General features: G+C 41.6%; 11 protein-coding genes. All 11 read right to left on the reverse strand.

The window, feature by feature from the left end; all coding sequences use genetic code 11:
- Nucleotides 1-200: 200 nt before the first annotated feature.
- On the reverse strand, nt 201-4,514 hold the full coding sequence (locus JVX94_RS06420; protein WP_205184997.1) for a PolC-type DNA polymerase III: 4,314 nt from the start codon (nt 4,512-4,514) through the stop codon (nt 201-203).
- A gap of 73 nt (nt 4,515-4,587) precedes the next feature.
- Nucleotides 4,588-6,285, reverse strand: coding sequence for a proline--tRNA ligase (locus JVX94_RS06425; protein ID WP_205184998.1), 1,698 nt, complete (start codon nt 6,283-6,285; stop codon nt 4,588-4,590).
- Between the two features lie 80 nt (nt 6,286-6,365).
- Entirely contained in the window at nt 6,366-7,631 is a 1,266-nt protein-coding gene (gene rseP, locus JVX94_RS06430; protein WP_087975441.1) for an RIP metalloprotease RseP, read from the reverse strand.
- Nucleotides 7,632-7,637: 6 nt separating this feature from the next.
- Nucleotides 7,638-8,789, reverse strand: a complete 1,152-nt coding sequence (gene dxr / locus JVX94_RS06435) for a 1-deoxy-D-xylulose-5-phosphate reductoisomerase (RefSeq protein ID WP_095408491.1) — start codon at nt 8,787-8,789, stop codon at nt 7,638-7,640.
- 39 nt (nt 8,790-8,828) lie between these two features.
- Complete coding sequence (locus JVX94_RS06440) at nt 8,829-9,623, reverse strand: phosphatidate cytidylyltransferase (protein ID WP_048239734.1); 795 nt, start codon at nt 9,621-9,623, stop codon at nt 8,829-8,831.
- A gap of 12 nt (nt 9,624-9,635) precedes the next feature.
- Entirely contained in the window at nt 9,636-10,418 is a 783-nt protein-coding gene (locus tag JVX94_RS06445; RefSeq protein WP_205185000.1) for an undecaprenyl pyrophosphate synthase, read from the reverse strand.
- 129 nt (nt 10,419-10,547) lie between these two features.
- Nucleotides 10,548-11,105, reverse strand: coding sequence for a ribosome recycling factor (frr, locus tag JVX94_RS06450; RefSeq protein ID WP_024424150.1), 558 nt, complete (start codon nt 11,103-11,105; stop codon nt 10,548-10,550).
- Between the two features lies 1 nt (nt 11,106).
- Nucleotides 11,107-11,829 carry a UMP kinase gene (pyrH, locus tag JVX94_RS06455; RefSeq protein WP_008344767.1) on the reverse strand — a complete coding sequence of 241 codons (723 nt, stop codon included), beginning with the start codon at nt 11,827-11,829 and terminating at the stop codon, nt 11,107-11,109.
- 134 nt (nt 11,830-11,963) lie between these two features.
- Complete coding sequence (gene tsf / locus JVX94_RS06460; protein ID WP_034281801.1) at nt 11,964-12,845, reverse strand: translation elongation factor Ts; 882 nt, start codon at nt 12,843-12,845, stop codon at nt 11,964-11,966.
- A 91-nt stretch (nt 12,846-12,936) separates the two neighbouring features.
- On the reverse strand, nt 12,937-13,671 hold the full coding sequence (rpsB, locus tag JVX94_RS06465; protein WP_024426991.1) for a 30S ribosomal protein S2: 735 nt from the start codon (nt 13,669-13,671) through the stop codon (nt 12,937-12,939).
- Nucleotides 13,672-13,826: 155 nt separating this feature from the next.
- Complete coding sequence (locus tag JVX94_RS06470) at nt 13,827-14,366, reverse strand: Swarming motility protein SwrB (RefSeq protein ID WP_095408490.1); 540 nt, start codon at nt 14,364-14,366, stop codon at nt 13,827-13,829.
- Nucleotides 14,367-14,368 lie beyond the last annotated feature (2 nt).

The raw sequence follows: 14,368 nt of genomic DNA on the forward strand, positions 1-14,368 counted from the left end.
CGGCGAAATTCCCTTTTGAGCTCTATTTGGGTAGAAAGAATGACATACAATCTCTTCTCTTAAAACATCACGATAAATCAAGATATATGAAAGAATATGAAAATAATTCCAGTTGATGAGAAATCTTTATTAGTTAACATAATAAAATTATTGTATATATAAAAAAGAACGCCCTTTTAGGACGCTCTTTTTTTATCACTTTAAAATAAAGAAAGCTGGTTTTGATCAGGAAGTGCTTCTAAACAGCCTTGACGATCTAAATATTCAAGGATGGTTTTCGACACTTTTCCACGTTTTTGTAAATCTTCTTTTGAAAGGAATTCCCCATCTTGCCGCGCGCGAACAATATTTAACGCAACGTTTGTTCCGAGTCCAGGGATCGAGTTGAATGGCGGAATTAATCCGTCTCCATCAATGATAAACTCTGTTGCACTTGAGCGGTAGAGGTCCACTTTTTTGAAATGGTAGCCTCTTTCGCACATTTCAAGGGCAAGCTCTAGTACAGTTAATAGGTTCTTTTCTTTCGGTGATGCATCTAGACCTTTTGAGTTAATGTCATCCATAACAGCTCGAATCGCATTCGACCCTTTTGTCATCGTTTCTATATCAAAGTCATCCGCACGAACGGTAAAGTAAGCCGCATAGTACAGAAGTGCATGATGCACTTTGAAATAAGCAATACGAACAGCCATTAATACATAAGCAGCCGCGTGGGCTTTAGGGAACATGTATTTGATCTTTTTACAAGAATCAATATACCAGTTTGGTACATTATTATTCTTCATTTCTTCTTCCCATTCAGGAGGAAGTCCCTTTCCTTTACGAACAGATTCCATGATTTTAAAGGCGAGTGACGGCTCTAAGCCCTGATAGATGAGATAGACCATAATATCATCACGGCACCCAATCACTTCACTTAGTTCACACGTTTTATTGTGAATGAGCTCTTGCGCGTTTCCGAGCCATACATCCGTACCATGTGATAGTCCAGAAATCTGAACAAGCTCTGAGAAGGTCGTTGGTTTTGTATCCTCTAGCATTTGGCGAACAAATCTTGTCCCAAATTCCGGTATACCAAGTGTACCTGTTTTACAGCCAATTTGCTCTTCTGTTACACCTAAAGGCTCTGTCCCTTGGAAAATTTTCATCACTTCAGGGTCATCTGTTGGAATCGTTTTTGGATCGATTCCGCTTAAATCTTGAAGCATACGAATGACCGTTGGATCATCGTGCCCAAGAATATCCAATTTCAACAAGTTATCGTGGATCGAATGGAAATCAAAATGTGTCGTTTTCCAATCAGAACCTGTCGCATCTGCTGGGAATTGAATAGGTGAGAAATCGTAAATGTCCATATAATCAGGCACTACGATAATCCCGCCTGGATGCTGGCCCGTTGTCCGTTTTACCCCTGTACAGCCTTGTACAAGCCGGTCGATTTCAGCGCCTCTCATATGAAGGTTATGATCTCCTGCATAGCCTTTCACGTAACCGTATGCTGTTTTTTCTGCAACGGTACCAATCGTACCTGCTCGGTATACGTACTCTTCCCCGAACAACTCTTTCGTATAGTTATGCGCTATCGGCTGATATTCACCTGAGAAGTTCAAATCAATATCAGGGACTTTGTCTCCTTTAAAACCTAAGAACGTTTCAAACGGAATATCATGTCCGTCTTTTTTATACGGCGTACCACATTCTGGACAGTCTTTATCAGGAAGGTCAAAGCCTGAACCAACAGATCCGTCATTAAAGAACTCAGAATGCTTACAGCTTGGGCATACATAATGAGGTGCAAGTGGATTCACTTCAGTAATCTCTGTTAATGTCGCAACAAGAGATGAGCCGACAGATCCCCTTGATCCAACAAGATATCCATCATCAAGTGATTTTTTTACGAGCTTATGAGAGATTAAGTAAATAACGGCGAATCCATGACCGATAATACTTTTTAATTCTTTCTCAATGCGGTCTTCTACGATTTTCGGCAGGTCATCTCCGTAGATGCTGCGCGCCATTTGATAGCTCATTTCCCGTATTTCTTCATCTGCACCTTCGATTTTTGGTGTGTAAAGATCATCTTTGATAGGTTTAATGCTTTCGACCATCTCAGATACTTTTTGCGTATTCGTTACGACGATCTCTTTTGCTTTTTCGTCTCCTAGGAAGGAGAACGCTTCTAGCATTTCATCTGTCGTTCTAAAATGAACTTTTGGCAGTTCATGGCGGTTCAGCGGATTCGCTCCACCCTGTGATGAAATTAAGATTTTACGATAAATTTTGTCCTCTGGATGCAGGTAATGTACATTTCCAGTCGCTACAACTGGTTTATTCAGCTTTTCACCAAGTTTGACAATGTTTGTGATGATTTCTTTTAACGCACGTTCATCTCGAACAAGCTCAAGCTGCAGCAGGTGCTGATACACTTCTGGCGGATGAACTTCTAAATAGTCGTAAAATGCTGCAATGTCTTCCACCTCATCAGGTGACTTTTGCATCATCCCTTCAAACACTTCACCCTTATCACAGGCAGACCCGATTATTAAACCTTCTCGATATTTCTCAAGCTGTGAGCGCGGAATGCGCGGGACCCGGTAAAAATAATGAATATGAGAAAGTGAAACAAGCTTAAATAAATTCTTAAGGCCTGTCTCATTTTGAGCAATCAAAGTCGCATGGTAAGGACGTGAGCGCTGGTAGGCATTCGACTGCCCCATGTTTTCATTCAATTGATCGTGATAGGCAATCTCTTTTTCAGCCGCATCTTTTAGCATCTTCAGCATGAGATAGCCTGTCGCCTCTGCATCATAAATCGCCCGGTGATGCTGCGTTAGTTCAATATCGAACTTTTTACAGAGGGTGTTCAGCCGGTGATTTTTAAATTCTGGGTAAAGGAATCGGCCAAGTTCAAGTGTATCAATGACAGGGTTTGACGCTTTATCTGTTTTTAACAGACGTTTATATGCTGCATTTAAAAAGCCCATATCAAAGCTCGCATTGTGTGCAACAAGGATATCTTGTCCAATCCATTCTTTGAAATCCCGCACAACGTCGACAACATCTGGTGCATCTCTCACCATATCATCGGTGATACCTGTTAATTCAATGGTTGTCGCTGATAACGGGTGATGGGGATTTGCAAATGCCTCAAAGCGGTCAATGATTTCCCCGCCTTTTATTTTCACTGCTGCCAGCTCAATGATCGTGTCATAAACGGCTGAAAGTCCAGTTGTCTCTACGTCAAATACGACATACGTCGCATCCTCTAACAAGCGGTGCTCCGGGTTATATGCAATCGGTACCCCGTCGTCCACTAAGTTAATTTCCACACCGTACATCATTTTGATGCCATGCTTTTTACTTGCTGCATACGCATCAGGGAAGGATTGTACAACGGCATGATCCGTCAAAGCAATTGCTTCATGTCCCCATTTTTTTGCTTGTTCAACAAGCCTGCCAATGCCAGTGACAGCATCCATTTGGCTCATAGGGGAATGTAAATGAAGCTCAACACGCTTTTCACCCTCAGGTGCTGTATCTTCTTTTAGCTGCGGTTTCATTTCATTGACATCATTGGCGATCATGACAAGATCTCTGACAAATGTATCATTTTGAATGCTTCCTCTTGCTTTCACCCACATGCCTTTTTTCAATGATTTCATCAGCTGAGCATCTTCTTTTTCTCTTGCAAACATTTTGATCAAAATACTGTTTGTATAATCTGTGATCTTAAAGATACAAAGCGTTCTCCCGCTTTTCAGCTCACGCGTTTCTGCATCGAATACGTAGCCTTGAACGGTGATTCTTCTTTCCTCGTCCATGATACTATCAAGCGTACGAATTTCTTCATTATCTTTGATTTGATAGCCAATCATCAGAGGGCCTGACGGAGCTTCATCCTGCTCCTCACTTTCTTTCTTCTCCATCTCAGTGAGGGCTTGCATGGCTCTTTCTTGATCTTCAGCAAGCTTTTGTTCTCTGAACTTCTGAATCTCTTGATCTGATACAAAAATTTCTGTATCGAATTGCAGCTCTGGAAAGCCCACTTGTTTAAATGCAGCCTGGAGCATTGGGCTGTACTTTTTCTTAATAGCGAGTGCCTCTGTTTCGCTTTTCGTTTTAATGATGATTTTATGTCCAGACAGCGATGGTTTTTGCTGCTGAAGCAAACTGACGATTGGGGGGGAAATTCCTTGAAGTTCTTCCACACAATGTGACCAGTACGATTGCACGAGTTCTTCAGATATGTGCGGATCATTCACTTCAATCGTACAAGTGATTTGTGCAATATGAGAAAATGCATTTGTCAGCCTGCTGAGAAACATGGCGTATACTTTGTAAGGCAAAAGCGCCTGAAATTTAAAAAGGAAATGCCATGTTTTCGTCGCCTTATGCACTGTCAATTTGACGATTTCCCCTTCTTCAAAGTAACGACTGAGGTCATCATCTGTCATTTGAATCTGATTGAGTAATATATGAAATTGCCGCCGTGTGATCGGTAATTGTTCATCCAAGACAGGACCCTCCTTTTGTCAATCAGAAAGGTACCTCTTTTCTACAGGAGGTACCTTCATTTTTTTGTTCGTTTTATGCTTGGCGTATAAACGAAATCAGATCATCAACAGAAACTTCATGTGAGTCACCTGATTTTCTAAACTTCACTTCAACAATACCTTCTTCTGAACGTTTTCCGCAGCTAATGCGAATTGGCAGTCCAATTAAATCACTGTCTGCAAATTTCACTCCTGCACGCTCCTGGCGGTCATCGAAAAGTACATCGAAGCCTTCATCTTCTAATCGCTCGTACAACGTTTCAGCCAGTTCTTTTTGCGCATCGTTTTTCATATTTAATGCAAGGAGGTGAAGGTCATATGGCGCCACTGTTTCCGGCCAAATGATTCCTTTCTCATCGTGATGCTGTTCAACAATCGCTGAAAGCGTTCTAGAGATGCCGATGCCGTAGCAGCCCATAATCATAGGCTGCGCACGACCATTCTCATCGAGGTACGTTGCATCCATTGATTCAGAATAACGAGTGCCCAGTTTAAAGACTTGTCCAACTTCAATCCCTTTTGCAAACTGAATAGTGCCTTCCCCATCTGGAGAAACGTCTCCTTCTTGAATCAAGCGAAGATCTGTGAATTCTTTTACCGACACATCTCGTGCTGGATTGACATTGACATAGTGATAATCCGCTTCGTTTGCACCAGCGACTGCATTTGTCATGCCTTTAACCGCAAGGTCCGCATAAATATCGACTTCTGCTTCCAGCTTAACAGGTCCAACAAATCCAGGCTCAGTTCCAATGATTTCCAGCACTTCTTCGCGTGAAGCAAGCTCGACAAGCTGTGCTCCTACTAAGTTTTTCACTTTCACATCATTTACTTCATGATCGCCTCTAGTAAGGATCAGAACATACGCATCATCTGCTTTAAATAAAACAGATTTAATGCAAGCAGAAGGATCAACTTCTAAAAATCCAGCCACATCTTGAATCGTTTTCGCTTGCGGCGTGTGGACTTTTTCAAGCTCTTTGAAGTCCGCAGGATTTGCTTCTTCTCCGTGATATACAGCCTCAGCCATTTCGATATTCGCTGCATATGAGGAAGTATCAGAATAAGCGATGGTATCCTCTCCGACTTCTGAGAGCGCCATGAACTCATGCGTATCTTTTCCGCCCATTGCCCCTGAATCTGCAATGACTGGTCTAAAATTGAGACCTACTTTTGAAAACACATTAGAGTAAGCCGTAAACATTTTGTTGTATGTTTCATCAAGGCTTTCTGGCGAAGAATGGAACGAATATGCATCCTTCATAATAAATTCACGTCCGCGCAGCAGTCCAAAGCGTGGTCTCTGTTCATCACGGAATTTTGATTGAATTTGATATAGAGTTAAAGGAAGCTTCTTATACGATTTCACTTCGCTGCGTACTAGTGATGTGATCACTTCTTCGTGGGTTGGGCCAAGCGCAAATTCGCGGCCATGGCGATCCTTCATACGCATCAGTTCTGGACCGTATGTATACCATCTTCCTGACTCTTGCCACATTTCTGCCTGCTGCAGCACTGGCATTAACAGCTCAGCTGCGCCTGCCTTTTCCATTTCCTTGCGGACGATGGATTGAATATGCTGAATGACTTTATGCGCAAGCGGCAGATAATGATAGATTCCACTTGTATTTTGTCTAATAAAACCAGCTCTTACTAAAAGTTGATGACTTTTTGCCTCAGCATCTGCCGGCACCTCTCGAAGAGTTGGAATGAAAGTCAGGGATTGTCTCATGTCGTTACACCTCATTTATGAAATAGGACTTCTCACAAAAACTCTTGTTTCCCGGAATGAGAAACAAGAGAGAATGGTTTTTATAAAAATAACCGCTGAATGTCATTCCACGTTACCACTAACATTAACAGCATGAGGAAAGCAACACCGATAAAGACGACAAGTGCTTCCTTCTCACGATTAATTGGCTTACCGCGAATGGCTTCAACAAATAAGAATAGTAAACGCCCTCCGTCTAGTGCAGGAATCGGTAATAAATTCACGATGCCTAGGTTGATACTGAGGAACGCCGCAAACTGCATCAATGTTAACACACCTTGTTTGGCTACTTCTCCTGTCATGTCATAAATTCCAACAGGACCTGCTAACATGTCTAGTGAAAATTGTCCTGTGACAATTTTTTGCAAGTTCGTTAAGATCAGACCTGCTGTTGAAATGACAGTTGTTCCTGAAGAGGAAATGACTTTCAAGAATCCATTTTCCGTTGGCGGATAGGATCCGAAACGGCCAATGCTTTTTCCGTCAGCTTTCACAGCTTCTGGTACAACCTGCACAGTACTTTCTTTGCCGTCACGGTCAATGACGACATTCATTTTTTTCTCAGGGTTCTTTTGAACTGTTTGAACGACGTCTGTCCAAGAATTCATTTTCTCGCCGTTAATGGATACGATGTGATCTCCCTGCATGAGTCCAGCTTCCGCTGCTCGGCCGTCTTTCGTGAGCTTACCGAGTACAGGATCATCAACGGTTACCCCTTGAATAAAGCCTAAAGCAACCAAAATCACGTACGCCAGGATAAAGTTCATGATCGGTCCAGCTGCGATGGCTTTAATTCGCTGCCATACTGTTTTTGAACCGAATTGACGATTGTATGGTGCGATTTGAATTTCTTCACCATCTGCAATATAGAAACTTGTTTGACTAACATTGTAGCCAGTCAAAATATCTTCATTTCCAGCTTCATATCCTGAGATTCTCATGGCATGATCTAAATCAATCTGCTCAACTTCGATGACAAGTGCATCAGGATATTTTTCTTTATCATTTAAAATAATCTTTTCTACTTCATTTTGCTCATTGAATAAGAGCCCCACTGTATGACCTGGTTTAATTTCGATGACTTCAGGGTCTTCTCCAGCCATTTTAACAAATCCGCCAATAGGGAGAAGTCTAATGGTATAAACGGTTTCTTTTCGTTTAAAGGAGAAAATCTTCGGCCCAAAACCAATTGCGAACTCGCGGCATAAAATCCCCGCGCGCTGCGCCATAATTAAATGGCCAAGCTCGTGGAAAAAAACGAGCGTTCCAAAAATAATAATAAACGCAATCACTGTATTCACGAACATACCACCTTATGTGAGGATTGATTGAACAAAGTCTCGTGTATCTTTGTCCACTTCATGGATATCTTGCAAACTAGGCGCTGAAATCACATGATGTCTAATTAGTGCCTTTTCAATCAATTCTTCAATTTGCAGGAACGTTACTTTGCCTTTCAGAAATGCATCGACTGCCATTTCATTTGCTGCATTGAGTACAGCAGGCATTGTCCCTCCTATTTTACCTGATTCATAAGCAAAATGTAAGCAGCGATACCTGTCAAAATCCGCTTTTTGGAAATTCAATTGTCCAATCTCCCAAAGGTTCAATGATTTCGCTTCTTGTAACGGGGCCCTGTCAGGATATGTGAGTGCATATTGAATAGGTACTCTCATGTCAGGTGTCCCTAACTGAGCCATGACGCTTTTGTCGTGAAATTCCACCATCGAATGGATAATGCTCTCTTTATGTAGCAGCACATCAATTTGTTCATAAGGGATATCAAACAACCAATGCGCCTCGATCACCTCGAGCCCTTTATTCATCATCGTCGCTGAATCAATGGTGATTTTCGCTCCCATCGACCAGTTCGGATGGTTCAGCGCTTCTTCAACCGTAACACCTTCAAGTTCAGTTCGTTTTTTATCTCGGAAACTACCACCTGAAGCTGTCACGATTAAACGTTCAATGTTTTTAGCTTGTTCACCTTGCAGGCATTGAAAAATAGCGGAATGCTCACTATCGACAGGAAGTAAAGGTACATCATATGTTTTGGCGTACTCTTTTACTATATGACCAGCTGTCACAAGTGTTTCCTTATTTGCGAGTGCAATTGTCTTTTTTTGTTCAATGGCCTTTAATGTTGGAACAAGTCCAACACTTCCTACAAGTGCATTGACCACGACGTCAACTGCATCATAGGTCGCTGCCTCGATATTGGCTTCATCACCAGCAGCGAGCTTCACATCGTATGCAAATGAATGATTCTTTAGTGTGTGATAGGTTTCTTCGTCTACACAGCCGACGAATTCAGGCTGAAAGCGCTCAATGATCGGAATCGCCTTTGCTATATTTCTGCCAAATGTCATGGCTTTCAGCTGAAACTTGTCCGGGTGCTGACTGATCACATCTAACGTTTGTTCTCCAATTGATCCTGTTGCGCCTAATAGCGAAATATATTTCAAATTGCCACTCCTTCTCTCGTTCAATAAGTTTCTATGAGGTTAGCTGGCAAACGTTGCGAGCAGTAAGTATAAAAACGGCAGAACGAATAAAAAGCTGTCAAACCTGTCCAAAATCCCGCCATGACCAGGGAGAATTGACCCTGAATCCTTCACGTGATAATGACGCTTTAAAGCAGATTCCACAAGGTCGCCAAGCTGTCCAAAGATACTGAGTAAAAGAGTAATAAACATCACAAGCAGATATGATGGCAAAAATCCTGTAACCGCCTGAAATACAAGTGACAACACGACCGCTGTGACGATTCCGCCGATAAATCCTTCTACTGTTTTGTTTGGGCTGATTTCTGGCCAAAGCTTTCGTTTTCCCATAGATTTCCCAATAAAGTAGGCTCCTGAGTCAGTAGACCAAATAATCACTGCTGCGAAGAAGATCGCACTCATGCCATATAAGCCTCTAATTTGGATAAAATAATAGAAACTAACGCCAATATATAATGTGGCTAATACAACAAAAGCAACCTCATCGAATGTGAAAGAGTTTTTGCTCAAAACTGTATAAGTTAAAAGTATTAAGACTGCAAATAAAGCAATCTGCATTTTTGATGCGTCTACGTTTGGGAAGAAGCTGTTGTCTCCGCCCATTAAAAGCCAAAGCAATATTAAGCTGACAATACCAGGAAAGCTGAAAATCGAGATCTTTTTCATTCTTAAAAGCTCAAAGAGAGCGACACTTCCCATTAAATAAATCAGCAGGGTAAATGGCATCTGTCCATATATAACAGCAAGCAAAAAGACTGCAGCTGCCAAAACACCCGTCAAAATTCTTTGTTTCATCTGCACCACCCTCTAAATTCCACCGAACCTCCGGCCGCGGCGCTGATACTCTCCGATAGCGTCTATAAGGTGCTCATCAGAAAAGTCAGGCCAAAGCACATCCGTAAAGACAAACTCGCTGTACGCAATTTGCCAAAGCATAAAGTTGCTTAATCTAATTTCTCCACTCGTGCGAATGAGCAAATCCGGATCTTGAAGAGATTCTGTCATTAAATAAGCTGAAAACATCTCTTCTGTGATGTCTTCCGCTTGAAGCTTACCTTCTTTGACCTTTTCAGAAATTTGTCTGCATGCGGAGACGATTTCTGTGCGCCCTCCATAGTTGAGCGCAAAGTTCAAAACGAGCCCGTCGTTATTCGCCGTACTCTTTACTGCGTTCTCTACCGCTTTTTTCGTATGCTGCGGGAGGCCGTCTGGATCACCTGTTAAACGCACACGGACATTTTCCTCGATGAGTTCAGGCAGGTAGATGTTTAAAAATTCTTCAGGAAGTTTCATTAAAAAGTCTACTTCTAGTTTTGGACGTTTCCAATTTTCCGTAGAGAAAGCATACAAAGTCAGCACTTTGACATTCAGCTCATTTGCAAGCTTTGTCATGCGCTTGACGACTTTCATTCCTTCATGATGACCTGCTACCCGTGGAAGAGCACGTTTTTTCGCCCATCTTCCGTTCCCATCCATGATAATGGCGATATGTTCAGGAATTTCTCCATTTAATATGTCTTCTTTTGTCAGGCTTTCTAAGTTGGAAGCTGCTGTTTGCTGATTCTTCCAATTTTTGAGTATATTGAGCATGAGATTCCTCCATCACCCAAAAAGGTTGCGTTCCCGCTAATAATATAGTCATCAACAGTATTAACAAAAAAACCCCCTGTAAACATGAAGAGGGTCTTTTCACTATTATCTATTGTACATAGTTTTTTCTTAAACTTCCATGATTTCTTTTTCTTTATCTTTCGTCACGTCATCAATTTTAGCGACATATTCATCTGTCAATTTTTGGACATCTTCTGTTGATGATCTTAATTCATCTTCAGTGATCTCCCCATTTTTCTCAAGCTTTTTCAAATCATCGTTTGCATCACGACGCACGTTACGAACAGCTACTTTTGCTTCTTCTGAGTATTTTTTCACTACTTTCACAAGCTCTTTACGTCTTTCTTCAGTTAGCGCAGGAATCGCAATGCGGATCACATTTCCGTCACTTGTTGGCGTGATGCCAAGATCAGACTTTTGGATCGCTTTTTCGATATCACCGATTGCTGTTTTATCGTAAGGTGTGATAATCAGCATACGTGCTTCTGGCACTGTGATTGACGCAATTTGGTTAAGTGGTGTTTGTGCACCGTAATAATCAACTGTCACTTTATCAAGCAGTGAAGCATTTGCACGGCCTGCACGAACAGTAGCAAGCTCACGTCCGTATGCTTGTACGGCTTTTTCCATTTTTTCTTTCGTTTGGTTCAACACTTCTTTTGACACGTTATTTCCCCCTCACGATCGTTCCGATTGATTCGCCGTTTACGGCACGTTTAATATTTCCTTCTTCCATAATAGAGAAGACGATTAATGGAATGTCATTGTCCATACATAATGAGGACGCAGTAGAATCCATTACAGCAAGCCCTTCTTTAAGTACATCAAGATATGAAAGCTTATCATATTTTACTGCATCCGCATCTGTACGAGGATCAGCACTGTAGACACCATCTACATTATTTTTCGCCATTAAAATGACATCTGCTTCAATTTCTGCTGCTCGAAGTGCTGCCGTAGTATCTGTAGAGAAATAAGGGTTCCCTGTTCCAGCAGCAAAAATGACGACACGTTTCTTCTCAAGATGACGGATCGCTTTTCTTCTTATGTATGGCTCTGCAACCTGTCTCATTTCAATAGAGGTTTGCACTCTAGACTGAATGCCAAGCGTTTCTAGGCTGTCCTGTAACGCCAGTGAGTTCATCACTGTTGCCAGCATACCCATGTAGTCTGCTGTTGCACGGTCCATTCCTAGATCACTGCCTGTCTTCCCGCGCCAAAGGTTTCCTCCGCCTACAACGACTGCAACTTCAACATCAAGCTCTGCAATTTCTTTTACTTGCTTTGCAATTGATTGAATGACAGTTGGGTTAATTCCATTTCCAGCATCACCCGCTAGTGCTTCGCCACTTAGCTTCAGTACAATGCGATTATATTTCGGTTTGCTCATGATAACCTCCAAGTGTAAACTATACCGTCTCTTATTATGCGTAAGAAACTGCCTTTTGTAAATCAATATCCTCTAAAAAATAGGGAACACAGTGCTTGTGCTCCCTAAAAAAGCCCCAGAGAGCTTTTCAAACATTATTTTTTCACTTGGCTCATAACTTCTTCAGCAAAGTTGTCTTGACGTTTTTCGATACCTTCGCCCACTTCATAGCGAACATAAGTTTGAACAGTTGCGTTTTTCGCTGCCACAACTTGTTTCACTTTTTCATCTGGGTTTTTAACGAACGCTTGGTCAAGTAAGCAAATTTCTTCGAAGAATTTGTTTAGACGGCCTTCAACCATTTTAGCTACGATGTTTTCAGGCTTTCCTTCTTGAAGCGCTTGTTGTGTTAATACTTCACGCTCACGGTTTGCTTCTTCTTCTGACACTTGGTCACGAGAAATGTATTTAGGGTTTACAGCTGCAACGTGCATTGCGATGTCTCTTGCAAGCTCTTCGTCAGTTGTTCCGTTAAGAACAGCTAACACACCGATACGTCCGCCCATGTGCAGGTAAGAACCGAATGCAGCATTATCTTCTTTCGTGATGACAGAGAAACGGCGTAGAGTGATTTTCTCTCCGATTTTCGCAATTGCAGATGTGATATGCTCTTCAACTGTTGAACCATTTTCCATTTTAGAAGCATGAGCTTCTTCAATTGTTGCAGGTTTAGCAGCAAGCAAATGATCAGCAAGTTCGTTAAGAAGTGCTTGGAATCCTTCGTTTTTCGCAACGAAATCAGTCTCAGAGTTCACTTCAAGGATGACGCCTGTGTTGCCGTCAGTTTTGATAAGAGTTAATCCTTCTGCCGCAATACGGTCTGCTTTTTTCGCAGCTTTTGCGATTCCTTTTTCTCTTAGAAGGTCGATTGCTTTCTCGATGTCACCATCAGTTTCTGTTAACGCTTTTTTACAGTCCATCATACCTGCACCAGTTTTTTGACGCAGTTCTTTAACTAATTGAGCAGTAATTGCCATTTTACATTTCCTCCTTCTATGTTAAAACACGGATTACTAGGTGAAAAAAAGGTGATAAAAGGCATTTCCCTCTTATCACCTTTTGAATAGGTTACGCAGTTGTTGTTTCAGTTTCTGTCGTTTCTTCTACAACAGCTTCTTCTTCGCCTTGTTTAGACTCAAGAATCGCATCTGCCATTTTAGCAGTTAGAAGTTTTACAGCGCGGATTGCATCATCGTTTGCAGGGATCACAACATCAATTTCGTCTGGATCACAGTTTGTGTCAACGATACCGATGATTGGGATATTCAATTTACGAGCTTCTGCAACTGCAATACGCTCTTTACGAGGGTCGATAATGAAAAGTGCATCCGGAAGACTCTTCATGTCTTTGATTCCGCCTAGGAATTTTTCAAGACGCTCTAATTCTTTTTTCAGTTGAACGACTTCTTTCTTAGGAAGAACTTCGAATGTACCGTTTTCTTGCATTTTTTCAATATCTTTTAAACGTTTAATACGTTTTTGGATTGTTTCAAAGTTTGTTAAAGTTCCACCAAGCCAGCGTTGGTTCACATAGAACATACCAGAACGGATTGCTTCTTCTTTCACTGAATCTTGTGCTTGCTTTTTCGTACCAACGAAAAGGATTTTTCCTCCGTCAGCAGCAAGGTTTTTCGTGAAGTTGTAAGCTTCTTCTACTTTTTTCACCGTTTTTTGAAGGTCGATGATGTAGATACCGTTACGCTCTGTAAAGATGTAACGCTTCATTTTTGGGTTCCAACGGCGAGTTTGGTGACCGAAGTGAACACCAGCTTCTAGCAATTGTTTCATAGAAATAACTGACATTTTGTTGCCTCCTAATATAATGGTTTTTTTTCCTCCGCTTAAGTCATGTTCACATAAAACTGCGCCACGGCAGCACCTTCATACGAATCATTAAGCGTGTGTATTTAACACCAAGAAATAATATAACACATGATGGACTGACAATCAAGAATCCTTTACAGCTTTCCGCTAAATTTTAATAAAAGCTCGATTTCTGTCTTGCCAGTTTTCATTTCTTTCGCTATTTCTTCTAGTGATCGCCCTTCATCATATAAGGTCTTCACTTGGTCCTCGAATGTTTCTTCTATTTCACTTTTAGAAGGCAGAGAAGCCTCTGTGTCAAGTTGTGGAACGGGTTCATTTACCTTCTCTTCCTGTACCTCAACTTCGCTAAGGAGAGCCGACAGGTGCTCTGGTACTGGATCTTCACTTTCGACCGATTGCTGGGATTCAATTGGTGGTTGTGGCTGCTTTGGTGTCTGAAGATCCGATTTCAGCTCTTCAGCAGAAAAATCAGGGGAAGCGGCTGCCACTTTTGATAGTTTGTCATTCTCTTCTTTGACTTCCATCAAAAATGCAGCCAGGGTATTTTCCGTTTCTTCTAGAAGTTCTCGCTGCTTTTGTTCTGTTGCCTTCAGCGAATTCATTCTCGTATATAAAATGATCACAAAATAAATAAGTGCAGCATGAAGCGTGAAGCTAATCAGCCATAACATAT

This window comes from Bacillus sp. PDNC022, from assembly GCF_016919285.1.
Taxonomy (GTDB): Bacteria; Bacillota; Bacilli; order Bacillales; family Bacillaceae; genus Bacillus; species Bacillus safensis.

What these genes read in the sequence shown, in the direction of transcription:
- JVX94_RS06425 (WP_205184998.1), bottom strand. Translation starts at nt 6,285, where the DNA reads ATGAGACAATCCCTGACTTTCATTCCAACTCTTCGAGAGGTGCCGGCA.
- rseP (WP_087975441.1), bottom strand. Translation starts at nt 7,631, where the DNA reads ATGTTCGTGAATACAGTGATTGCGTTTATTATTATTTTTGGAACGCTC.
- JVX94_RS06440 (WP_048239734.1), bottom strand. Translation starts at nt 9,623, where the DNA reads ATGAAACAAAGAATTTTGACGGGTGTTTTGGCAGCTGCAGTCTTTTTG.
- JVX94_RS06445 (WP_205185000.1), bottom strand. Translation starts at nt 10,418, where the DNA reads ATGCTCAATATACTCAAAAATTGGAAGAATCAGCAAACAGCAGCTTCC.
- pyrH (WP_008344767.1), bottom strand. Translation starts at nt 11,829, where the DNA reads ATGAGCAAACCGAAATATAATCGCATTGTACTGAAGCTAAGTGGCGAA.
- tsf (WP_034281801.1), bottom strand. Translation starts at nt 12,845, where the DNA reads ATGGCAATTACTGCTCAATTAGTTAAAGAACTGCGTCAAAAAACTGGT.
- rpsB (WP_024426991.1), bottom strand. Translation starts at nt 13,671, where the DNA reads ATGTCAGTTATTTCTATGAAACAATTGCTAGAAGCTGGTGTTCACTTC.
- JVX94_RS06470 (WP_095408490.1), bottom strand. Translation starts at nt 14,366, where the DNA reads ATGTTATGGCTGATTAGCTTCACGCTTCATGCTGCACTTATTTATTTT.